The following is a 23,715-nucleotide window of genomic DNA, read 5'->3' on the forward strand; positions in this document are numbered from 1 at the left end:
GGTCATCTTCGCCCTCGAATCACGCGCACTGATCCCTTGCCCCCTTCATCTGACCATCAATCGTCCGACGCTGAAAAATCGTCACCTGATACGGCCGGTCAAGTGTTGGGGAACGTCCCGCTGGTCAGCGAGAAGTTGTGCGATTTGACCGTCGAGGGCTATTCGCGAGCCGCTGTGCAAACCTGTTGGCGAATTTCTGAACTCAAGTTGCTGATGGATTTGGGCGTCCAGCCATGGGATTTCATGGGGACTCCAACGGCGCTAATCTCTCACGCTCACCTTGACCACATCGCCGCCCTGCCCGCCTATGTCTCCCGTCGGCGGATGATGAAGATGGATCCGCCCAAGATCTACTTGCCCGCCTCGGCGGTAGCCGGTTGCGAGCGATTGCTCAAAGCGTTCGCGCAGCTCGATCGGGGCGGTATGCCTTGCTCGTTGATCGGTGTCGAACCGGGCGACGAGTTAGATTTGTCGCGGGAGCTGGTTGTTAAAGTCTTGAAGACCCGTCACACAATTCCGTCGATTGGTTTTCTGATCAGCCACCGACGCCACAAATTGAAGGCCGAGTTTCAGCACCTCAGCGGCCCCGAGATTCGCCAAGTCAAACTCTCTGGCGTGGCGATCACCGACGAAATTCGTGTCCCGCTCGTCGGTTTCACCGGGGATACCTCGCCACACGGTTTGGACGACAACCCGGAACTGTACCAAGCCCGGCTGTTGATCACGGAAATGACTTTTGTCGCCCCCGAGCATCGCAAGGACAAGATCCACAAACACGGCCACATGCACCTGGATGACTTCGTCCAGCGTAGCGACCAATTTGAAAATGAGGTTGTGATTGCGTCGCACTTCAGCACCCGTTACAGCGACCAGCAGATTCGCCGTTGGATCAGCCGACGATTACCCGACATGCTTGATGGCCGCTTACGATTGTGGCTGTGAACAAACTGCTGGCTGGTTGGCCAGAGCCGCGGGCAGCTTATGTGCATGTGCCATTTTGTCGTCACCGCTGCGGGTATTGCAACTTCAGCGTGTTGGCGGGGCGGGACGAGGATTACGCAGAATCGTACCTGCAGGCGCTGGAAATTGAGTTGGCCATGCTGGGCGAACCGCGCCCCGTGGATAGCCTGTTTATTGGTGGCGGAACTCCCACGCATTTACCGCCAGCATGGTTAGCCCGATTGCTGCGACTAGTAACCCGTTGGTTCGTCCTCCAGTCTGGTGGCGAATTTTCCGTGGAGGCTAATCCGGGTGACATCGAACCGCAACGGTTAGGGCGACTCGCCGACGCCGGGGTCAATCGATTGAGCTTGGGAGTCCAGTCCTTTGCCGCCGACACGCTGCACGTGCTGGAGCGTGATCATGATGCCGCGATTGCCGCGCGAGCGATCGAATTGGCCGACGCTCAGTTTGGCAATGTTTCGTGCGATCTTATTTTTGGCTCGCCCGGCCAAACCGCAGCGGCTTGGTCGGTCGATCTGCAACAGTTGCTTGAGCTACCGTTACAACACGTTTCCACCTATGGCTTGACCTATGAGAAAGGAACTCGGTTTTGGTCCCAGCGGGATCGGGGCGTTTTTCAATCAGCGGGTGAGAACACCGAACTGGCGATGTACCAGTTGGCCATCAAGACGCTGACCGACGCGGGGTTTGAGCATTACGAAATTAGCAACTTCGCCAGACCCGGCCATCAATGCCGACACAATTTGGCTTACTGGGAAGGTCGCGGTTGGTACGCCGCCGGCCCCAGTGCGGCCAGCTTTGTGCAGGGACGACGCGAAGTCAATCATCGCAGCCCCACGACTTACGTGCGCCGCCTGCTAGAACGAAAATCACCGCTCGCGGATACGGAGTCACTCGATGCGGAAACATGGGCCCGCGAACGGTTGGTGTTTGGTTTACGGATGCTGGCGGGTATCGATCTAGCCTTAATCCACCGTGAAACAGGCGTCGACGTCGAACAAACGCGAGGGGAACAAATTGCCGCGTTTGTCGCTGACGGATGGCTGGCCCGCGCAGGCGATATCCTCCGCTTAACCGAGCGCGGGCTATACCTCAGCGACAGCATCTTAGAAAAACTGTTTTGAGCATCATTTGTAAAACGGTTAGCCGCAACGGCGCTAGCCGCGGTTCACGTTAGCCGCAACGGCGCTAGCCGCGGTTCCGGTTTTGAACCGCGCGACCCGAAAGCGGCTTCATCGAATCGAACTCTAGGTCGGTAACGAATCATATCGGTACCACTTAGAATCACCAAATCATCTTCGTCGCGACGCGTTCGGCAAGTCTCCTCATCGCATCTTGCAGTCCTTCTTTTCCGCCCTGTTGTTCCGCGATATCGAAAACCATACAAGTTTCTGAGTCCGACGCTAGGACCTTGCCATCGCCCTGAGAGCGTATCTGCAAGTCGATTCGGCATCGTGTAGCCACCCAATCACCACGGCGATACGCGAACTCCGACTTGGCTTCACCAACAATCGCTAACTCAGCTCGACGCGCGTTTAGATGGTCTCCCGCGACAACATCAAAGCCAAGTTCCTTCAAGAGTCGCTCTAGTTCCGTTACAGCCGCCAAATCTAATTGACCTTTTTTGGTTTCCAGTTGAACAGTGACCGTAGGAAGTTTCTTATCTGCGAGTCTCTTGGTGACCCGGTAAATCCAATCATTTTCAGTTTCTACTTTGGGGAGCAAGGATACCGTTTTGCTGCTGAAGACTTTCTCTAACTCGGTTGCGAGCTTATCGACCAATTCATTTAGGTCAGAGTTGGCCGGAGCCTTGACAGATGCTCCCGCGATGCGGCTCGTCTCTGTTCCCATAACCTTGGCGATTAAAAAGAGGTCGTTGTCAATCTGAACGACTGAGCCGGTCACAAGCAGCTTGGCTCCAGAAAGCCGTCCGACTTGATTCGCTTCTGCAGAGTTGACAATTCCCGCTCGGCTCAACTTCAGTTCATCATAGATTCGGTCGATCTCATTTCGCTCTACGAGCATAATATTGGGAGAAGTTAGCAGCTTGATCGTCAGTAGATCGACAACAGTATCCGCGATATCCTTCTCCTGTTCCGAGTTGAAGATTTCCGTTTTCATCTCCGTTGTTGTGACGGATCGATTTGTGATATCACGTGATCGAGTTCCACTATCGCCCAACACACTCCTGCGTTCGTTTTCAGTTTCTTGCCCGATAATTGTTGAAGTTCTCTCTATCCGTGACCTTATTTCTGCACGCCCGCGGCTCGAGTCCGCTGTGATTGGAGTCCGGGCATGAAAAGGCAGAATAGCTACCGAGACAGGTTCGGCGCACGCCAGCCCCACAAGGCCGTGCATCATGGATATCGGTATGATCAACAGAATCAAGCTTTTCATAGTCATCACCCTTACACCTCCGTTAACACTGTTTTTGGACATGTTGTCGTTCGCCAAGTAAATCACCAGTGCGAGTTCAATCGGTAGTTAAACGTCATCAATGTCGAGGCATTGGTAGACAACAACGAAACGCCTGACGCCTAAGTCGTTTGACCTTTCTTCCCACACGATACTGGGTTCGTTTTGTTTGAGCACACACACTGCTTCACGCGCACCGTCGTGGCATTCAGTCCATAAACTCTGGTCAGGAAGTAAATGTACCCAAGCCTCTATGTCGCCAGGTTGGTCATTCGCTGCGATGTGTTGGTACTCGGTATCTGTGATGACTTCCTCTTGATCGACTACTCGCCAAGAATCGTTTGGAGAATTCACCGGAGAAGTCGATTCCATGAGCAAACAACGTATCACCATCGCTGTCTTACGACTCGCGTCCGCGTTGTCCAAGGAAGGGACTTCATTGATATCCCAGCCGGAACTTGTCTTTCGGACCAAAATCGGCTTTAGGCAGAGTTGCTGGATTTCGGACACCAAAACCTCGTTTTCGTGAAGTTCCTCCGGTGTGAATGCAAAGCGTGCGAGACTGTCGTTTGATGACAGCGCCTGTTGGCGAGCGTCTTGTTGACCTTCGCGTAACTTCAAACCACCCAGACCAAGGGCGAGCAATAGACAAGCTGCCAAAGATAGCTTGACGCGCCAATGCATCAGCCCTATGCGAGAGGGCACGGGCAAACTGGCGGGACGTTCGCTTGCACCCTCACCGTGCCTGTCTGCAGCGAGCGAATCTGAGACCCGGTTCCACATCGTTGCGACCTGGTCAGGGCTGCAGTTGAATTGCGAGCTCCACTCGGCCAATAAAGGATCCAATGGGTCCGGAGAGGGAGTAGACGATGTTAACTTCGTTTCAGTCATGGGAATTATCGGCTTAAGTTGATTCGATCCACAGGGAACGCAAGTGTACATCGGTCTTTAGCTTGCGTTTGGCTTCGGCAATACGTTGGTAAATGGCGTCGACAGAGCACTCCAGCATTGCCGCTGCTTCGTTAGCTGTTAGGCCATCGAAATGCATCAGAACCAGAGCAGTCCGTTGCGAATCGGTTAACTTGCCAAGTGCCCTTTCAAAAGCTGAATGTATTTCACTCCTAATTGAATGAGTGATCGGCTCTTTAGTCTTGGAATCTACTGGCATCGAGGCCAATTCGCTCGCGTTTATACTTGCATGATTTCGTCGCTTGGATCGATAACATTCTGTGCGAATGGTATTCAGTAGTATCTTATAGCTCCATACACGAAATCCACTCTCGCCAACAAAGGTCGGTAGAGCTCGAATGACCCGTAACATGACTTCCTGCGCAATATCCTCTGACTGTACATGCGACAACATCATGGCACGCGCGGTACGATAAAACTGAGGCAAGTAACGACTAGCCAGACGGGACAGCGCGGTCTCATCAGCTAACGTCTTCCAGAGTGAAATGAGGTGTTCGTCGGAGTCTGGCATGGCATTCGTCGGCTGGGCGATCTGATTTTACGCTGGTTCTGCCCACCTTTCGTGTAATAAAACCGAGATAAGTGAAGATTCAGAGGGAGAATTTCCTCAGATTTCCCAAGTTTCTGAGTTTTATCAGTGAAAAGCAGCAAGTCCAGGCGTTTTGGTCAATTCAACGGCATGTGATTCGGTCGCGAATCGGAAGGAGCCAAAGCAATGGGCCTTACTGCCAACAACTCCGATAGACTCCGAGGAATTCTCAGCATGGGTCCCACGCGTCGCAACCTTTTGGCCGCACTGCACTTTATTGGTGCGATTTGCCTTTCCTTCCATGTTCAAGCTCAAGAAGGAAAGGGACTCACGTGGGCCATCTTGGGAGACGAGCGTGCGGTAGAAACTAGTATCGCAGACATGCTGACCGTCAAACTCGATGCCAGTGGATTTCAGCTCGTGGCACGATCTCAGCTTGAAGAGCTCGAGCTGGAACTGCAAAGATCGCTGGAATCGGGGTCGTTGGAAGCTTCGATGAAGATTGGACGACGAATTGCTGCACGGCGATTAATCATCTGCCAGGTGCAGCCTGACTCCACAGAGCCAAACAACATACCTTTTAGTCTTCGTGTCTTTGTCTGCGATTGCGACGCTGTTGCTCGGATCGCCATCGCAGATTTCGAGCTCTCCAATCCAGTGGCAGTTGTTGACAACGTTTCTGAATGGTTGAGGTCAGTCGCGAACGCCGACCGGATTGAACGCGTAGTCGGCTTGGCTCCCATTGCGTGCAAAAATTTGGGCGATGAGTACTCGGACATAGGTAAAAGGACTTACGATTTCCTCAGCGCTCAAATACTTGCCATTCCCGGGGTGGCTTTGATCGAATGGGAGGAGACGAGGGCCTTGAATCGTGAAATCGATGTTACCGATGCTGCTGGAAGACGCATCGTCCCAAGTTTCATCTCCGTTGATTATCGAGTGCTCCCAAGTTCCGAAGAAACGCCAACGCTGGTCGAAGTGGCGATCAGCCTTCAGTCAGCAAGACAGCCTATAAAGGAGTCAGCAACACTTCCGTTGCTGGATTTGGAATCATGGCTATGCTCCAAGATCCTTCCCCACCTGCTTGCTGCTGGGGCGCAGGGCAACAGCATGAGCCGGGCTGAGCAAATCCAATTTCTCAAAAAACGAGTCCAAACCCTGTTCCGTTTGGGTGCGGTTCAATCGAGCGCCCAAGTTCGCGAGGTCATCTTGCAGATCGACCCCAAGGATTCCGCAGAACGTCTCCGTCTGATCAGCGATTATGGACAGCTCACCAAAATCTCGGATCGGAAGAGACTAGCAACTCTGTATCCGTTAGGGCCAGTTGAAATCCAAGCCCGCAGCTTTCAACGAGAGCACTTCGAATACTTGGTGCGGAATAATCAGATCTCCTACGCGGAAGCAATCGATCGGTTTCCAGCAATGATTATTGATCCCGACAGTCGGTGGGTGCTCAATCGAATATCTCCAAAGTTCGCCTTGTCGCAAGTCGATTTGGTACGGACGCTAGGTTCGCTCGAACAGGACTTGGAATTCGTGCGAGCCGTTGGCCCCGCGATTCTCAAGCTAAACCGCAGAAGCACACGCGCCGACGATGTGGAACTTAAGCGAAGAGTGGCTTGGTCGCAGGCAGTTCTCTCGGTAGCTCGGCTGAGTATTTGGTTCAACTTTGGGTCAGAAGAAAGTCGGATTGAAGTCATTCGATTGATCAATGACATCATCCCAGCAGACTTTCCGACGATCGAACTAGGTGAATGGTTATTTGACACGAGGACATTCCCGAGGCAATATGTAATTGTCTCCAATCAAGGCACGTCGACAGTGGAACGGTTTGAGGCAGGTATGTGGGCTGAGGACCTGCTCGACTTCTACAACAAGTACGAAAATTCTGGTCATCGGCATGTGCGACTATATCTTCAATACGCGCAGTTTAGGCACGAACACGCTTTGCCAATGGGCCTGCATTATTCCTTTAACACCGAACAACTGGAAAATCATGCTTCCGTTGCAGAACTAGAAGCTGAGCTGCAAGAGATGCAGCGAGAAGCCATGCAATCCTCTGGCGCAAAAGAACGAGTCACGATCAAGCCCAATCAGTACTATCTGGATTTCATTCTAGATCGAGTCACACGCTATTCCACCGAACTCAAACGTCAGTATAGCGTCGCGAAACGCCCCCCTGGTAAAAGCACGGTACCTGCGGCAGGTGAAATACCAAAACCTGATCCGGAATTGGGACAATTGGAATTCACGTCACTAAATCTTCAGGTTCCTTTGCTACATTACGACTCGACGCGGTGGCAGCCCGACGGTTCTGGCTATGACCTTGTCTACGACAACGAGCAAGTGTTTCGCCTCGATGAACACGGGGACTTTCTCAAAATCAATCCGGAAAAGGGCTACACTTTCATAGACGATGAATTGATTTGGCTGATAGAGCCAGGAACGTCGAGCGAAGTTCGCGTGTACTGCCGAGATCGCCGAGCTAATGATGTTGTGGTAGGTGAGTCACTAAATCTGCCACCGTTCGTTGATTTCAAGGCAATCGGAGTTGGTAAAGGTATCGGTATCATCATCGGATGGTTCGAGGGTGGAACCTGGTGTGGGCTGATTGAGCGAGACAGCGAAAAGGTGGCTTTTCGAGTGTTTCATGAGGCTCGCGAGTATTCACCGTCAAACATCAAGGAAGATGTCCAGCAAGCATCCCAAAGTGTAAACTTGCGATTTCAATCTAGATGGCTCGCACGTGGCACGGATCGGCGAGGCCCTTGCCTGCTGGTTAATCGATCAGGCATGACCCCGCTGAGAATAGATCTGTCGAAGTTGCATGTCGAGGTGATCCCCTTGGAGCGGGCGGATTTTCACCAAGGCACTGTGATCACCAACGAGAAATTCTACTTGAGCGTTTATGGTTCCGTGTTTGAATGGGACCTCAATAGTAGAAGTCGCTCGATTCCAGGTACAAAGATTATTGGTATGGATCAACTGGAACAAGGGCGACAGGGGAATGCAACTGCCGGAAATCAGAGAGGGACGCTGATCGTCGATGGAGATTGGTTGATCTATCCTGGTGCTACCTGGTATCGCTACAATCTAAAAACGGCGCGAACCGAGAGGTTGGTCAAAACTTCGCTGCCTTACCCGTTTAGCCATGGAGTGGTCAGCCAGAGTTCAATTCACGGAATTATTCATTGGCATTTCAGGTTTGATGGTTCCATCCCATACGTCTCACAGGTTTCACAGGTCAGGATCAAAGATGGTGCTTCTCCAATTGAAGTCCCAGGCCGACTTGAGAAAGAGGGTGCTTTTCCAATTATAATCCCAGGCCGCTTTGATGCCGCAATCAGTTCCTTCTCCTCGAATCTTGCAAACGCGGTAGCATTGATGTTGATCTGTTTGATCTTCGCTGCACTGCTGTTTCCTCGGTTACTCTCGGTTGTTCACGGTCGACGGTCCAAGCAACCGACGAACCAGCAACGCAGACCGAGAATGAGGCTTCGCGGGGGATCGCGGTAGGTAGGGCCGTTACCGGCCGACCCCCCCCGCACAGCGGCTTCGCCAGGGTCAGGCTTTGTTTTCGGTTTTGGGGAGTGGGCGAATTAGCTGTCTGGTGTGTTTACTTGCTGCTAGGGCAAGGAGTCGTTGTATTGTTCCAGCTTACTGTCTGACGCCAAATCACATCCGTAGGCCGAAATCCGCCACAAAGAATGATTAATGAAGAAGCGAGATGCAAACCAAGTCGAAATCCCGCTGAGCCTGAATACCGAACACAAGACACGACCCTGGCGAAGCCTCACAGTTCGTTAGCCGCAATGGCGCTAGCCGCGGTTTTCGTTTTGAACCGCGCGACCCGGGTGCAACGAACGGTGGCTAGCGCCAAAACCGCTAACACGCGGTTCGATCTCGTTGAACCTCAGAACCCGCCGACTGTTTTTCCGGCTTCGACTTCGCGGCGGATAATATCGGAGAGTTTGACATCGAAATTGGCATCAGCAATCCGCGCGCGATCGGCGACCACTTTCGCTTCCTCAACCACTCGTCGCAACTGCGCAGCTGTGGCTTGACGATCGAGTCGAGGGCGCTGCGTTGGATCTTCGTCGATCAACACTGGATCAAGCACATCGCGGCTAAAGTCGACCGCGGTGGCCTCACCTTGATCAACCGCTTTTCGCAACCGCGAAAGTTGCTTTTCGGCCTCCGCCTGTTCCTCATCAGTGAATTCATCAGACGCCGCAATCATCGCTTCCACGGCGGACAAATCACCCCACTCCAAAATGGGCGAACGATTCAGCCGCTCCATGATGCCCGACGCTTGCCAATCCTCCAGCTGACCGGCTTGCGCCTGACTGACAACTCCCTCCAAAATCTGCACCACCTCAGCTTTCTCGTCCGGCGGAAGATTGCTTTGCTGCAGCTCGGGGATCACGGCACCGGTCAAGGTACGAATCGCCAACTCGGTCCGCTGCTGGAACAGGTACCAAGTGGAAATCCCACAGAAGATAAAGAACAACATCATTAACAGCGCGGCGGCGGCCATGATGCCGGGCAAACATCCGGGACCTTCGTCATCTGCCGGTGCCGACGGCGGGGCAGCTGGCGAGTCGACTTCCGGGGTGGGAGAATCGGCCAGCTCGGAATCTGACGAGTTTGCTGCTGCTTGCGGATGCGTCAACTGGAAAGCCCTGCCTAGCGGAATTCAATCGTTACGACTTCAAATTTCATCAGCCCCGCAGGTGCTTCGATTTCGGCGACTTCACCAACTTTCTTGCCCAGCAATCCTTGTCCAATCGGGCTGGTGCACAAAATCTTACCGGTGTCGTAATCGTCTTCGCCAGCACCCACCAGGGTAAACTCTTCTTCGTCCCCGTAGTCCACATCTTTGACAACGACGGTGCATCCAAAGACGACTTCGTCTTTGGGCAATTGTGAGATGTCGACAATGCTGGCACGAGCCAATTTGCCCTTCAACTCGTTAATTTTGGCTTGCAACATTCCCTGGTTTTCCCGCTGGGCATGGTACTCGGCGTTCTCCTTGAGATCGCCCTCCTCCCGAGCATCGGCCAATTTCTTAACGATCTCCGGCATATCCACCGATTCCATTCGCTCGATTTCGGCCTTAATTTTGTTGTAGCCCTCGCGGCTCATTGGTACTGTATCGGCCATGTTAAAATCGACTCCGCGTCCGTATTGTTTCTGAATGGACAGTACTACAAATCAAAACGCGACCGCTCAGAGGAGGGCGGTCGCGTGCGACAATTTTAGATATCTTGGTGAATTAAGCTGTTGATTCAGCCGTAATCGGCCATTGTGGCGTTTCTTCAACGCAATGTAAAGATGAAAGACCAGAGATCATCCCAGCGAGTGCACCTGACGGTTTGCGATTGGCATGGCCTTTGATCGGGAGATCGATCAGAATCTCGGTTTTCCTCGTGAATATCGGTAAAACAGGAGGGCTAGGATGGCCATTTCACCCGAAAATTGTGCTCGAGCGCTTCAGCTCGCCAAGGAACTAAATGAAATTAATGGTGGCCGTTACCACGACGACGGAACCCCCAAGACCTGCCATGAGCTTGAGATCGAAACCAATGCTTTGACCGATTTGCTTAGCTCCTTGGCAACGTCCCGAACTGGTCAGTAAAGACGTGGTCGCCAGTGGTCAAACCTGGAAGGAATTCGGAACCCCGCCTGACGGCGCGAGCGAAAAGGATGCACGGGAGATCATTCGTCGCTCGAGACTTTACTATCGTAACCACCGTCGGCGGATGAACTATCCAGAGTACCGGCGTCGGGGCTATCCGCTGACCAGCTCGATCATGGAATCGAGGGTCAAACAAGTCAATTGACGGATCAAAGGAAGCGAGAAAGTTTGGTCGACTGCCTGGTGGCGAGGCCATCCTGGGGCTCAGAGCTTCATGTATTAACGATAGCAAGCCAATGGATGACTACTGGAAACACACGCAGAAAACCCTTGACGGCTGCCGCCCCTATCTTGCGGCCTAAAACTGCAAACCATCAAGTGCACTCCTGTCCCCAGCGTTATTTCAGTCGGCGGTCGTGAGGCCCGCCGCCGGCAGCGCCGAGTCTTCGGCAAACTGCAAGACAACATACCAGCCGGTCTCACGCTGACCGGCTTGGCGATCCGTGACGCAAATCGGGCAAAAAGCGACTTGCTTCGTGCCCCCGTTGGGGTCCAGCGGGTCGTGGAATTCATCGACCATGGCAGTCGCCGCAATCGCCGCTCGGGTCTGCTGCGACGCGCTTTCGGCCAGCTTCGCAGGTGCTAATTGCATCATCAGCTTTAGCTCCTCGGCCAAGACCCGGATTTCGCGGCCCCCCGCACCCTGCCGTTCCGCCTCGTTATCACCGTCGGCGGCAGCGGGTAAGTCAGCCGCCTGGGGGTTACCGCGTGTCGCCCGATCTAAGTTGGGGCTGGGGAAGCTGCGATGGTCAATGACCAGCCCGAAGGCATCACCGGCTGAGGTTTGGTAACTGCGAGACTCCACTAGCAACGGGCGGTGCAGCGGATTGGCGATCGAGTTGAAAATTTGTAGGTCTCCGACGCTGACCGACATTCCCAAGCGGCCGATGACGCGGTCGCTTGGGCCCCCCTCTTGTTCCCAAATTGGAACTGAGAAAGCGACTTTCAGTTTGCCGGAGGGATCATTGGTGCTGGTGTAGACGGTGGAAATGACGGGGTATCGAGCGGGCGGGCGGGACTCCGCCGGGTCAAGATCATGATCTAAACCATGAAAGTACGAGCGGTAAGAAAAATTCTTGCCGATGCTGTCGCTGACTGGAGCTCGAGCCGCTTGCAGGCCACTCTCCAAGTTGATGAACATCGATTCCACGCTCACCCGTTTGACCTTTTCAAAGTCGATCAGGCGACTGTCCAGCCAGCTCTGAATGTCCTTCCAGGAGGCTCGGTCTGCCGGCGCTTGCTCCGCTCGCAAAATCGCTTGACGGAGGCTTTCCGAGGTTGCTTCGAGCTCCAGCATTCGCCAGCGACGATCGATTTCCCCCGCGCCGGCTTGGGCCGCCAAGGTGGTTGATAACTTTAATTGGTCGTGTGAAGCGGCGCGAGCCCGTTCGTATAACTTCCCTTCACGCACGGCGGAGAAGAGCGAAAAGGCGGAAAAGCAGCAGAGGAACACGAGCACCGCGAGCGCCCATTGCCAATGTTTGCGTCCGAACCGCGCAAAGTGCTCGACCGGCGATTCACGTCGTGCCGAGACTGGCGCGTCGGCGAGATAGTTTTGCAAATCTGCTGCGAGGTCGAGCGCCGTCGGATACCGCTCCGTCGCTCGGTGGCGAATCGCTTTCCCACAGATAGCTGCCAGCGACGGGGGGATGCCCGCTTTGTCTCGGCTGGGATCAGCAGTCTGGCCGCTGCGGGCCTGTTGCCGAGCTTGGCCGTAGGAGAGGCCGGAGAGAGGCGTGCGGCCGGTTAATATTTTGTAAAGAATGATTCCTAAACTGTAGATGTCACTCGGTGGCCCGAGGTTCTCCTCACCGGCCAACTGTTCCGGGCTGGCATAGTACAAAGTAAATCCTCGTGATGAAGATTCGGCCGTATCACCATGCTTCAGGTGTAAGGTATTTTCATCCGACGATTTAAAGCGGCCATCACGGCTGAACTGACCAGCCAAACCCCAGTCGATTACAACCGTCTCACCATACTTGCCCAACATGATATTTTTGGGCTTCAAATCGCGATGCACGATGCCGCGGGAATGGGCATAAGCGATCGTGTTGCATACGCTGATCAGCCGTTGGATCAGATCTCGAAAGTCGACGGTTTGCGTTTGTAATGAATTGCCATGATGTTGGTGATAGCGTTCGATCGCTTCGTCCAGGGAACCACCTCGCAACATCGGCATGGTGTAAAAGCATCGACCGTCGATCGTTTCCCCGCTGGCATAGATCGCCACCACACCTGGGTGCTCCAATCGCCCCGTAATTTCCGCCTCGCGGAGGAAATTGCGACGATGTTCTTTGTGAGTGGCGTTTTGTTGACGAATAAGCTTAATGGCCACCTCGCGGTTTAATGGGCGTTCCATGCCGCAGTAGACTTTGCCCAGCCCACCCGCGTCATGAAACTGTAAATCGACCAGTTCAGCTTGTGAGACCAGCCGCGCATAGTCTTGCTCAATTTCCGACGGTGTGGTGTCCTCGCCAGTGCCCTGGTTGTCATGCCCCAGTTTGGTTCTGCGAGTCCGCGTTCGCAACCGATCATCGACCGCTTGTAAGGATGCCACCCGCGCATTCAACGGGGCCAGCAAGTGCGGGCAATCGGCACACAAGTCTTCCAGGTTTGTGGTATCTCCTCGTTCCTGAGCGTCTTCCCAATCGTCGAGCAGTTCATCTAGACGTGCTTGATCGACTTCTGACAATTGATTGAATGGGGGTATCGGTGTCATAGCGGCGGTAGCTCTCCCTTGAGCTTTTCGGACAACAACAGGCGGGCTTTCCGCCAACGGCGTTTGACCGTGCGAACGTCTACGGCCAACAGTCCGGCAGCCTCATCTTGTTGCATGCTGTGGTACCAAACCAAATCAAAAATTTCTCGCTCTTGCTCGGGCAACGCTTCCACCGCACGATGAAATTCGGCCCACTCGCTCAGCCGATCGGGATCGCCCGTGGCGTCGACGGGATGCAAGCGATCGGCCCCCGCGGAGCCCTCGCCGACTCCCCCGCGAGGTTGCGTATGGTGATTCGCCGCGAGCCCCTGCGCGCCCGTATATTGTCGATAGAGATCGATCAGTTCGAAACGCAGACTGCGGGCCGCCAAGCGAAAAAAGTGGGTTGAGTCATGAATCACTACTTCGTCGGCCGCCAAAGTCCGCTGCAGCCGAAACCAGGCCCGATGCAGTACGTCCTCAGTCTCTTCCCAGCGTCGCACGGCCGGTGATGACCCTCGCAGCATTTTGCGAGACAGTCGCACCAGACGGTCATACACCCCCGCCAATAATTCGTCGCGGGCCGCTTCGTCGCCATCGCGAAAACGATTAATTAAACCGGTGATCAACACGGTCTGGTTTTCAAGCTCGGACATCAATGAACCCGGTTATTGTCGCAAAATCTGTCATCGTCGCGGCTGGTCGTTTGGGGGATTATGACCCTCATGGAAAAGCGTGACTGCCCCGCGACAGTTGAAACGCCGGAAATCTGCCGCTTTTCAGAAAAAATCAGGAAAATCTCAGGAATCGTTGTCCCCCGCGGCTGAGTTTTTTCGCTTAGCTGTTGAATCGGCCGGGAAATCAGTGCCGGTTCAGGTGTCGGTCATCGTTCGCTGCTGGCGTCTTGGCCATTGCGGCACGAATGCACGCATTCCCAACTCAATTGACCTGCTCACGGCGATTTATGTCTCTCCTCACCACGCCTCCTGCGCTGCGCCGTTTCGCCAAACTTGATTGGCGGTTGTCCAGCTTGTTGCTGGGATTGCTCGCCGCATACGCGTTGGCAATCCTATGCCCGGCACCCGGTGCGAGTCTGCGGGAAACGCTGTTTTGGCAAGGCAAATGGGGATTGAATGTTTCGTTTAGCCATCTTTTGTTGGCGCTGTTAATGTTCTGCGGGGGATTGGCGGCGACATCCCATTGCCGGTACCCCTTACGAAAACGGAGTCGCAGGCTGATGTTGGCGACCTTCGTCTCTTGGTGGATGCCGCTGGTTTCAATGATGTCGCTGGTGTTGGTGATGCGGTTTCTTTTGGCTCCCGCGTTGCCAGTCGCTTATCCGCAAATAGTGACCGGTTTGCTGGTGTTGGCGGCGATGCCGGCGGCCAACTCGTCGATTGGCTGGACGCATTTGATTGGCGGCAACCTTAACTTGGCGCTCGGTTTGGTAATCCTCAACACGTTGACAGTGCCCCTCTGTGCGCCGCTCGTGTTTCAACTCGGCGGCGTCACGGTAGCGGGGTCCTTCATCGTGGGGACGATGTGGCTGGCCAGTTGGATCGTGGTTCCGGCGGCCAGCGGATTCTTTGTCGCTCGGGTGCGATCCAGCAGACAACGAAACCGCCGCGGTTCCGTTCCCGGACGGGGGGTGACGAAATGGTGCGCCCTAATGGTGATCGTGCTGCTCAATTACATCAACGCCTCGGCGGTGCTGCCGCAGTTCGTGGAGGGGGAATCCGGGGCCAGCGGCCCCGTGGTGCTGTTGGCCGTCGCCTTAATCGCTGCCTTTTGCCTGCTCAATCAATGGCAGGCCCGTTTGCTGTTTCAGTGGTTGCCGATCGCGATCGCGGACCAAGCAGCCATCCGCCTCGGAATCACGATGAAGAACACCGGGGCGGGGCTCGTTTTCGCAGGAGCCAGTTTGAGCAACCAACCGCTCGCCCTGTTGCCAATCCTAATCTTGACCATCATGCAACATCTTGCTGCCGGTTTGACGGCGGCTAATTACACTAGGGTGTCAGCTCGTCAATTGCGCTGGTCCCGGAGCTATCCTGATACTCCAGCGAGCAACGCGCTGCAGGCTAAGTTGGCTTCCTTTCGCTCCTTCGATGTAACACAACCTCATGTTGATTCGCCGCTTCCAGAGATTGATCCACTGGTCTCAGATTCATTGGCCGCAGATCCAATGGTCTCAGAATCGAGAGCCAGGTAATTTAGAAGCTGAGATTCCGCAGTCAATTACCCACCATTCGCTGCGAGACGCGAGGTTTTGTTTTCGGTTGTTGCTCGTCGTGTCGTGCCTAGCTTGCCAACCAGCGGTGCTCGCGCAAGCGCAAACGGCCGTCAGTGGCAGCCCCGACCAAGTAGCTGGGCAAGCAGTTGAAAGGGCTCAAACGCCCGAAAGCCTAATTCAGCTTCGTTTGCAAACGGATCAACCGGCTGGCGGGCTTGATTTGAGTGAACTGTATGGCGGGGTCAGTTTTGACGGGGAGATCCAGTCTCCCGAACAGTTTTTTGGTTTTCCGCTCGCTGCACGGCATTTGCGGCACGATCAACTGGTGGCCTACGCTCGATACTTGGCAAACGCTAGCCCCCATTTACGCTTGCTGCCCTACGCCGACTCGCACGGTGGGCGACCACTTTATGTGTTGATGGCTCACCGCAACGCGGATGACATCGAGTTGCCGAGGTTGCTCGATCGTCGACGTGAGTTAACTCAGGGACAAGCCGAATCGCTGTCGAGCGACCGACCGGTCGTTTATTTTGGCTATTCCATCCATGGCGATGAAGCGAGTGGTGCGAACGCCTTTCCCGCCGTAGCCTACTACTTGGCAGCCGCCGATGATTCCCGCCGCAACCAAGTTTTGGACGAAGCTGTCTTACTGCTCGATCCCTGTTTGAATCCTGACGGGTCGGATCGGTTTGCCAATTGGGCCAATGAAAATCGTGGCCTGTACGCGAACCCCAGTGATAGCGATCGGGAACACAATCAACCTTGGCCAGGGGGCAGGACCAACTATTACTGGTTTGATCTCAACCGTGATTGGTTGCCCACAACCCATCCGGAAAGTCGCGGGCGGATTGCGCTGTTCCATCGTTGGAAGCCGAACGTGGTGCTTGATTTCCACGAAATGGGTGGCAGCAGTAGTTATTTCTTTCAACCTGGGATTCCGGCCCGTAATAATCCGCTCACGCCGGACACTGTTTTTAAGCTCACCAAAGCTTTCGCTCGCCAGCACGCGGCGGCTTTCGACGTGGCCGGAGAAGCATTTTTTACGGAAGAGCGTTTTGATGATTTCTACATGGGCAAAGGCAGCACCTATCCCGACCTGCACGGCGCCATCGGTATTTTGTTTGAGCAAGGCAGCACGCGTGGGTTGATCAGTCACAACGATCAATTTCAGCGAACGTTTGCCGAGACGGTTGCCAACCAAATTCGCACATCGTTATCGAGCATCGATGCCACTCTCGAACTTCGCAACCAGTTGCTCCAACATCAACTTGATTTCTACGCCACCGCGACGGCACGCGCCGAAGCCGCCGGAATTACCGCTTATCTGCTGACTGCCGCGGGAGATTCCAGCCGCCTGGTCGCAGCTGCCGAGTTGCTCAACCGGCATCAGATTTCTTGCTGGCGGAATGCGGAAAGCTTACAAGTTGACGGTCAAACCTGGAGTCCCGGTCAAGTTTTGATCGTGCCCACCGCGCAGCCTGAATGTCGGTTCCTCGAATCTTTAATGCAAACGCAACAGACTTTCCAGGAGAATATTTTTTATGATGTTTCTACTTGGCACCTACCATCCGCTTTTGATTTAGACGCAATCAGTTACCAGAGCGACCTGCCCGAGGCCTGGCGGAAACCTTATACACAGTCATCGGCCTCCGACAGTTCGCCGTCGGGCAGTGATCATGCGAACGTGATTGCCGGTTTTGCCATTGATCCGGTCAGTTTGGAGGCACCCCGGTTGGTCGCAAAATTGCTGGCTAATGATGTTCAAGTGCGAGTGGCCTACGCTGGTTTTGAAACAGGCAGCGAGGACGAACCTGGCCGCGCGTGGCCAGCCGGCACTTGGCTAGTGCTGCGGGCTGTCAATCAGCAACGCTGGGATCGAGCGGTCGAACTGTTGACAGCCGCCGATCAGGCAGCGTTAACGATCGGGACACTGAGGAGCGGTCTGACCGAAATCGGCCCCGACTTGGGCAGCAACGACAACTGGGTCGTGCCCCAGCCACGTGTGCTGTTGGTCGTTGGCGATGGAACCAGCAGCTACGGCGTCGGTTCGCTTTGGTATTTCCTTGACCATCGCTTGCGTTTGCCCGTCACTCTCGTGGATACCGATCGCTTGTCCCGCATCGACTTGCGAGATTATTCCTGCATTGTTTTGCCCGCCGGTAGCTTTAGCGACTGGGGACAAACCGAGATCGAAGCCTTACAAAACTTTACTGAGTCCGGCGGCACGCTGGTGGCGGTCGAATCGGCGATTGGATGGTTACAACGCAAGCAACTGTTGAGCAAAGTCGTCGACGACGAAAACGGCCAGTCCGCGGAACCATCAGCGAATGGTAGTTCGGCAACATCAACACCTCCGCGGTTTGGTGAAGCAGCGGACCGCAAGGCGTTGGAGAGCATTGCGGGGGCGATTTTTCAAACCGCTGTCGATTCCACGCATCCTTTGGCTTTCGGTTTTCCTGATGAGCAGGTACCCGCCTTCCGCACCAGCACCAGCCGTTATCCTCTGCCAAAAAATCCGTACGCTACGGCAGCCCAATATGATTCCGTGCTGGCTGGTTATGTCAGTCAAGACAATCGCCAGCAACTCGCTGGCACGGCTGCGGTTTGGGCTGAGAATATCGGTCGCGGGCGAATCATTTGTATTGCTGACAACCCAGTCTTTCGAGGTTATTTTCGCGGCTCCGAAAGGTTTCTCAGCAACGCCGTCTTAATCGGACCAACAATCCGAGTGCCCTAAGGCAACGACTAGCCTGCAACAAAAGGACAGTGGCCATCGCCAAAACCGCTAATGGTTCGCGGGGCTCGTAATACTCTCGGATAAACCCTTAACCGAGCACCATCCTGGCGACGGAAAAGTAGATCACGATCCCCAAGATATCGATGATGCCTGTCACGAACGGAGTGCTCATCAATGCCGGGTCCAACCCCAGACGTTTAAACATTAAGGGTAAGATTGAGCCAGCGAAACAGCCGGCGATCACGATGCCGATCAACGTGATCGGCAACACGGTGGCCGCTGTTATCGAAGGTGCCATAAAGACTGCAACGATGAAGCCGAGTGATGCTAGAAAAGCTCCCAGCATTAATCCCATCAACAACTCTCGCACCATCACACGGACCCAGTCAGTTAACTTGACATCGCCACTGTTGAGTGCCGTAATCACCAACGTGGCGGCTTGGCTGCCTGAATTGCCACCGCTGCTGATAATCAAAGGAATAAACAGCACTAGCCAACGATACTTTTCTAACTCTTCATCAAATCCCTTCAGGGCAATAGCAGTTAGCAAGGCGGCGAAAAACAGGATCGTCAACCACGGGGCTCGTTTGCCCACCAGTTTCATCAAGTCGATCCGCAGGTAACTCTGCTCCAGCGGATTCACACCGGCAATCCGTTGGACATCCTCGGTCAACTCTTCGCGGACAACGTCAATCACATCATCGTGGGTAATGATCCCCAGTAGATGGCGTCCAGCATCGACGACGGGTATCGCCAACAAGTCGTAACGTTCGACCCTTTCGGCGACCGTTTCTTGATCCTCGTGCACCGAGACTGTGACGACGTCGGTTTCCATCAAGTCGGCCAACTTTCGCTCGGGATGGCCCAGGTAGGAAATCAGCTGACGTCCCGAAACCACACCCCTCAGCACGTTGTCGTCATCGACGACATATAGGTAGTAAATGGTCTCGAGATTCTCCGCTTGCATGCTGATCGCTTCTAGCGCTTCGCGAATCAGCATCCGCTCGCCCAGTTTGGCCACCTCGCTGGTCATCAACGCTCCAGCCGAGCCGGCTGGAAAAGCGATCAGCCGCATGATGTCGCGGCGATCGGCCGTGGGCAGTAAAGGCAGCAGCTCGGCGACCCGCTCCTCTTTTAACTCCTGCAGTAAATCGACTCGATCGTCCGCAGCCAACTCCTTGATCAGATTGGCTAGCTCAGCCGGCGATTCGTGCGCTAAGATCTTCAGTTGCCGGGAGTTGTGGAAATAACCAAAAATTTCCGCCCGTCGCACGGGATCGGCGTGTCGCAGCACGGCCCACGCTTCCGGCGCCGTCAGCCCCTCCATGAACTCCGCCGTGCGTCCTGGATTCAAAGCTTCGCAGAACTCCTTCAACTCACCCTGGTTGTTCTCCTCCAGCATTTCTCGCAGTTCTGGTAGAAACAGCGTATTGACCATCAGCAAAAACCGGCAGAGCAAGCAGGAAAGAATGCCACACGACGGTGGCCGCCTCTACGAACGTCTAGCTTAACCACAACAAACGCGGCAAACAGGGGGCCGCGAATGGTTCAAGCAAGCCGGCAGATGAAATCCCGCTGGCCGCAGGAGCCTGCTCATGGAGCGCTTCGCCGACGGGTCGCCCTGCTCATGGAGCGCTTCGCCGACGGGTCGCCCTGCTTACGGGGGCTTAGTATACTAACGAACCAATTCAAGCTCATGGCCCCATGCTCTCCGCCAATTGTTTCCCGGGTGCGTTAGCTTGGTGCTGCTGCGGGCCGCATTCGTTTGCTGCGGCATCAGTCTCCGAAAGCACTCGTGCTTCGTTCTGTTCCCGGCAGCCTTTCGGTGCGGGGCAGCGGTGCTGGCTTCATTGCCACTCGCGTCGGTTGGCAAGCTTTCTTCCAGATCGGCGGGCCTGTCGAGAACAAGGGCAGGCTGACTTATATTGTTGGATGCAGCGACTCGCTGTTAATTTCACCGGCAGTCCTTGGTGACCTCTGTTTGAATTTGTTGTAGTTGCCGCCTCACTCGGTCCAAACTCAGCACACGCACCCCAGTTGTCGCCCGGGGATGATCATCAGCGGCGAAGGGGTTTGCCGAACTCGAGAGCAATCTTATGCTTTATCGCCCGGTATGCTGTTCAAAAATCGCCGCCGATGCTGTGCATATGCGGCCTATGCGGGGCGAATGAAAGCAGATCGTGTGCAATACTTCGTAGCGGTTGTGATCGTGGGCTTTTTTCCTTATTTCTTTTGGGGGACCAGTGTTTACGTGGCCGCTCCGATCGCCTGCGTTGCTATCGGTTTGTTTCCAGACGATTTCACCAAGTTAAAGCAAACACGGAATTATGAGAATTGTCAGCGTGAACGCACGCTGCCCGCTTCGGCCTAAAACTCTGGATGTTATTGACCTTCGAACTTTGGAGGCAACTCGTCGTCGAAGGGGGCAACGATAGCCCCGATGCCACACCGGTGATCAATCGCGCCAAGGATTAAACGTTTTTTTGGTGTCTTTGCGCAACAAAACCGGTAAAACGGGCTCTAGCAAAACGAGAATTAAAGATCAGCTCGCATTCCTCGGAGTTCCATCGTCGTGACTGAGCCTCAGGATGACACATTTGAAGAAATCGTCGCCGACGCGTTGGTCCGTGAAGGCCATGGCGAGGCGGTGGATCGGGAAGAGTTGATCAAGCAGCATCCAGACTTGGCTCATTCTTTACACGCTTTTTTCGCAAATCATGATCGCTTAAGGGACTTGGCGGGAGGTGCGGACCCGACCACGTCTGCCGGCGTGGGCAGTTCTGGACCAAAACGCACTTCTGCTGGCGGTGCACTCGAGGCAACGACGTTGGGCTCCGTCGACGAAGAGCTTGGGGCGGGCGAACGCCCTGTAATTTGTGCGCAAACCCGACACTTTGGTGATTACGAACTGCTGGATGAGATTGCTCGTGGCGGGATGGGGGTAGTCTATCGGGCGCGCCAAGTGAATCTTAATCGAATTGTCGCCTTAAAAATGATTCTGGCCGGTCGGTTAGCCAGCCAAGAGGATGTCAAACGATTCCGTGTCGAGGCTGAGGCGGCTGCGCATTTGGATCATCCTGGAATTGTCCCGATTTATGATATAAGTTCAGTTGATGGTCAGTACTATTATACGATGGGCTTCGTCGAAGGGGTCCGTCTAGATCAGCTCAGCATCGAGGAATTAAGGGACCCCCGACGCGCCGCACGAATCGTGAAGCAATTGGCCGAGGCGGTGGAATACGCACACAAGCACGGTATCGTTCATCGCGATCTCAAGCCAGCAAACGTATTATTGGATCAAGATGGTTCTCCTAAGATTACCGATTTTGGGCTCGCAAAACGGATGGAGTTGGCGGCCGATTTGACGCGGACTGGGCAGATCTTAGGGACGCCCGGCTACATGGCCCCGGAACAAGCCGCCGGCGAGTCGAAGCTAATTGGAACCCCCGCGGACATCTATGCGCTGGGGGGACTTTTGTATTTCCTTCTCACAAGGAGGCCTCCTTTTCAAGCTGCCAACGTCATCGACACCTTGGTACAGTCGCTGGAAAGCGAACCCACGCTGCCCAGCCGAGTCAGCAAGGTTGTTCCTAGGCAATTAGAGCAAATTTGCATGCGTTGTTTGGAGAGAGAGCCTTCTAATCGCTACCCCTCAGCTGCTCACATTGCCGCTGACTTGGATCGATTCCTACAAGGCCAGCCGATACAGGCCCGCCCCCCCACGGCGGTCGAGCAGCTGCGGCGGTTTACCCGCCGAGCCCCCGCGTTGACCGTGCACGTTGCGGTCATCTCTCTGTTGATTGTCATTGCGCAGGCGCGGTATCTAATCGTCGGCGCGGATCAAACACTGCACGTTAAAATCATTTCCACCTTAACAATTTGGATCGGGTTTGCTTGGTTGCTGCATTTGATTTCGCGCAGTGACCGTTCAGAACACGTCGCGGGAACGGCCCTGCTCTGCATTGATGCGGTGATGATCACTGTCGTTCTCTCCCTGATGTGCGAACCAGGCTCGCCCCCAGGGCCCTTGCTGATTGGGTACCCACTCATCGTGGTCGCTGGTGCAATGTTCTTTTACGTGCGACGGGTTGTGATTGTTACGATCGCCGCGGCGGCTTCATATCTCTGCCTGTTGTGGCTAGAGCCCTATCTGGTCGAGCCTGCTCACTACCATATCTGCTTTCTGGTGATGCTAGGTGCAATCGCATTTTCGCTCGTTCATCAGGTGCGCCGCGTGCGCATGCTTAGTGATTATTTCGAGTATCAGCGTTGAGGATACGGCATGCAGTGTTTTACTATTGAACTGTGAGGACCCCCGATGTTTCAGGGTAATCAGAATCGCCGGTTTGGTAAATCAGAATTACTTGAGGAAATCTCGAGCGATCACCAAGGAGTACTTTATAGGGCACGACAAACTCGCCTTGATCGACGCTAGGTTTTTCGATCGGATGATCATTGTAGATGCGGTGAAAAATGTATCAGCTTCATAATTTGAAAGCATACGTATGAATTCCTCGCTGCCGCCTCGGAAATTTGCGACAACTCCCGGCGAAATGCCGCCAAGCCAAGGTTGCATGCAAGCCACTGGTATTTTCGGAACGGCAGTAGGGACGATTTGTTTTCTCTTGATCATCTTAATTTGGTATTTGGAAATAAATTTTTTTTCACCGTTTGATGGCCCCTCCAGCAATGATCAATTCTTTTGGAATAATATCGTGATGCCCTTGCTGGCATTCCTGCTCAGCGTTCCTCTGGCAGCAGTTGGAGCTTGCTTGTGGTTTGTTGGCTTCTTGGGTGGAATGTCTGTATTCAAGGACCCAACGTCTTCACGAGATGATAAACGTTTGGCGGCTGTCACCGCTGGAGTTCCTGGGGGTTGGCGTCGCTGCCGTCATGATAGTCGTTTCCGTGACGAGTTTTTGGCGGGAATTGCTGGGGCTCGCGTTGGTGGCTGCGATCGCTTATTACCTATACCAGATGAGAGAAGGTCGCCAGTAGCGGCCCTTTAGGGCGCTCAAGCTATGACATCGCAACGGGCAAGCTGATTCGCGCGATTGAGCACGGCGGAACCTCCGTGGCGCTGGCGCCACGGGGTGAACTGCAGGCTGCCGCGAACGAAACGAGCGTAACGTGATGGGATACTGACCCGGGTAAAGTTATTCGCGAAGTCGATTTCGACGACAAGCGATTGTGTGTCGACAACGCATCTGATGGCAAATTGGGTGCCTGCCTGATAGCCAACTAGCCGCGGGGAAGCTCGGGAGAATCCGAAAAGCACGCCCAGCTGGATTCGAACCAGCGACCTACGGATTAGAAGTCCGTTGCTCTATCCAGCTGAGCTATGGGCGCAAAATGACTTTTTTTCAGTAATTTACCGGGTTTTTCGTCTTCGTGGCCAAAGGTGTCACTCGGGTATGTGACACCTATTGTGACGCCCGCTGGGTGTTTTTTCACGTTACAGCAACGGAGACCC

Annotated in this window: 17 protein-coding genes and 1 tRNA gene; 9 read left to right on the forward strand and 9 right to left on the reverse strand. The window is 54.3% G+C overall.

Annotated elements, in window-relative coordinates:
- Window positions 1-102 precede the first annotated feature (102 nt).
- Entirely contained in the window at window positions 103-942 is an 840-nt protein-coding gene (locus SH139x_RS23550) for an MBL fold metallo-hydrolase (protein ID WP_488356068.1), read from the forward strand.
- Entirely contained in the window at window positions 939-2,087 is a 1,149-nt protein-coding gene (gene hemW, locus SH139x_RS23555) for a radical SAM family heme chaperone HemW (RefSeq protein ID WP_488352207.1), read from the forward strand. Before SH139x_RS23550 ends, hemW begins: the two co-directional genes overlap by 4 nt.
- 160 nt (window positions 2,088-2,247) lie before the next feature.
- On the opposite strand, the gene SH139x_RS23560 is transcribed toward hemW, so the two are convergent.
- From SH139x_RS23560 to SH139x_RS23570, 3 genes are all read right to left on the reverse strand, one after another.
- Entirely contained in the window at window positions 2,248-3,360 is a 1,113-nt protein-coding gene (locus tag SH139x_RS23560; protein WP_488352208.1) for a CsgG/HfaB family protein, read from the reverse strand.
- 87 nt (window positions 3,361-3,447) lie between these two features.
- The gene (locus SH139x_RS23565) at window positions 3,448-4,161 is read right to left on the reverse strand and encodes a hypothetical protein (RefSeq protein WP_488352209.1); all 714 of its coding nucleotides are present in this window, start codon (window positions 4,159-4,161) and stop codon (window positions 3,448-3,450) included.
- A 121-nt stretch (window positions 4,162-4,282) separates the two neighbouring features.
- Window positions 4,283-4,858 carry an RNA polymerase sigma factor gene (locus SH139x_RS23570; RefSeq protein WP_488352210.1) on the reverse strand — a complete coding sequence of 192 codons (576 nt, stop codon included), beginning with the start codon at window positions 4,856-4,858 and terminating at the stop codon, window positions 4,283-4,285.
- A gap of 252 nt (window positions 4,859-5,110) precedes the next feature.
- Between SH139x_RS23570 and SH139x_RS23575 the strand changes: the two genes are divergently transcribed.
- The gene (locus tag SH139x_RS23575; protein ID WP_488352211.1) at window positions 5,111-8,392 is read left to right on the forward strand and encodes a hypothetical protein; all 3,282 of its coding nucleotides are present in this window, start codon (window positions 5,111-5,113) and stop codon (window positions 8,390-8,392) included.
- A gap of 397 nt (window positions 8,393-8,789) precedes the next feature.
- Here SH139x_RS23575 and SH139x_RS23580 read toward each other — a convergent pair whose 3' ends face one another.
- The 4 genes from SH139x_RS23580 to SH139x_RS23595 form a co-directional block, all read right to left on the reverse strand.
- Window positions 8,790-9,548, reverse strand: coding sequence for a hypothetical protein (locus SH139x_RS23580; RefSeq protein ID WP_488352212.1), 759 nt, complete (start codon window positions 9,546-9,548; stop codon window positions 8,790-8,792).
- 14 nt (window positions 9,549-9,562) lie between these two features.
- Window positions 9,563-10,039 carry a transcription elongation factor GreA gene (greA, locus tag SH139x_RS23585; protein WP_488352213.1) on the reverse strand — a complete coding sequence of 159 codons (477 nt, stop codon included), beginning with the start codon at window positions 10,037-10,039 and terminating at the stop codon, window positions 9,563-9,565.
- Between the two features lie 878 nt (window positions 10,040-10,917).
- Window positions 10,918-13,293, reverse strand: a complete 2,376-nt coding sequence (locus SH139x_RS23590; protein WP_488352214.1) for a protein kinase domain-containing protein — start codon at window positions 13,291-13,293, stop codon at window positions 10,918-10,920.
- On the reverse strand, window positions 13,290-13,928 hold the full coding sequence (locus SH139x_RS23595; RefSeq protein WP_488352215.1) for a sigma-70 family RNA polymerase sigma factor: 639 nt from the start codon (window positions 13,926-13,928) through the stop codon (window positions 13,290-13,292). Before SH139x_RS23595 ends, SH139x_RS23590 begins: the two co-directional genes overlap by 4 nt.
- Window positions 13,929-14,236: 308 nt before the next feature.
- Here SH139x_RS23595 and SH139x_RS23600 point away from each other — a divergent pair, with 308 nt between their 5' ends.
- Together SH139x_RS23600 and SH139x_RS23605 are read left to right on the forward strand one after the other, a co-directional pair.
- A complete protein-coding gene (locus SH139x_RS23600; RefSeq protein WP_488352216.1) occupies window positions 14,237-15,484 on the forward strand; it encodes a hypothetical protein in 1,248 nt (415 codons plus the stop codon).
- 106 nt (window positions 15,485-15,590) lie between these two features.
- Window positions 15,591-18,242 (forward strand): M14 family metallopeptidase, encoded by a 2,652-nt coding sequence (locus SH139x_RS23605; protein ID WP_488352217.1) that lies wholly within the window; start codon window positions 15,591-15,593, stop codon window positions 18,240-18,242.
- Window positions 18,243-18,330: 88 nt separating this feature from the next.
- Here SH139x_RS23605 and mgtE read toward each other — a convergent pair whose 3' ends face one another.
- Window positions 18,331-19,680, reverse strand: coding sequence for a magnesium transporter (mgtE, locus tag SH139x_RS23610; protein ID WP_488352218.1), 1,350 nt, complete (start codon window positions 19,678-19,680; stop codon window positions 18,331-18,333).
- 357 nt (window positions 19,681-20,037) lie between these two features.
- On the opposite strand from mgtE, the gene SH139x_RS23615 reads away from it, so the two are divergent.
- The 4 genes from SH139x_RS23615 (at window position 20,038) to SH139x_RS23630 (ending at window position 23,251) form a co-directional block, all read left to right on the forward strand.
- The gene (locus tag SH139x_RS23615) at window positions 20,038-20,238 is read left to right on the forward strand and encodes a hypothetical protein (RefSeq protein WP_488352219.1); all 201 of its coding nucleotides are present in this window, start codon (window positions 20,038-20,040) and stop codon (window positions 20,236-20,238) included.
- A gap of 171 nt (window positions 20,239-20,409) precedes the next feature.
- Window positions 20,410-20,613 (forward strand): hypothetical protein, encoded by a 204-nt coding sequence (locus tag SH139x_RS23620; protein ID WP_488352220.1) that lies wholly within the window; start codon window positions 20,410-20,412, stop codon window positions 20,611-20,613.
- Between the two features lie 201 nt (window positions 20,614-20,814).
- On the forward strand, window positions 20,815-22,515 hold the full coding sequence (locus SH139x_RS23625) for a serine/threonine-protein kinase (RefSeq protein WP_488352221.1): 1,701 nt from the start codon (window positions 20,815-20,817) through the stop codon (window positions 22,513-22,515).
- Between the two features lie 301 nt (window positions 22,516-22,816).
- A complete protein-coding gene (locus SH139x_RS23630; protein ID WP_488352222.1) occupies window positions 22,817-23,251 on the forward strand; it encodes a hypothetical protein in 435 nt (144 codons plus the stop codon).
- A gap of 266 nt (window positions 23,252-23,517) precedes the next feature.
- Here SH139x_RS23630 and SH139x_RS23635 read toward each other — a convergent pair.
- Window positions 23,518-23,591, reverse strand: a tRNA-Arg gene (locus SH139x_RS23635).
- Window positions 23,592-23,715 lie beyond the last annotated feature (124 nt).

This window comes from Kothea flammea, assembly GCF_052161645.1.
In the GTDB taxonomy this organism is placed as follows: Bacteria; Planctomycetota; Planctomycetia; order Pirellulales; family Pirellulaceae; genus Laterigemmans.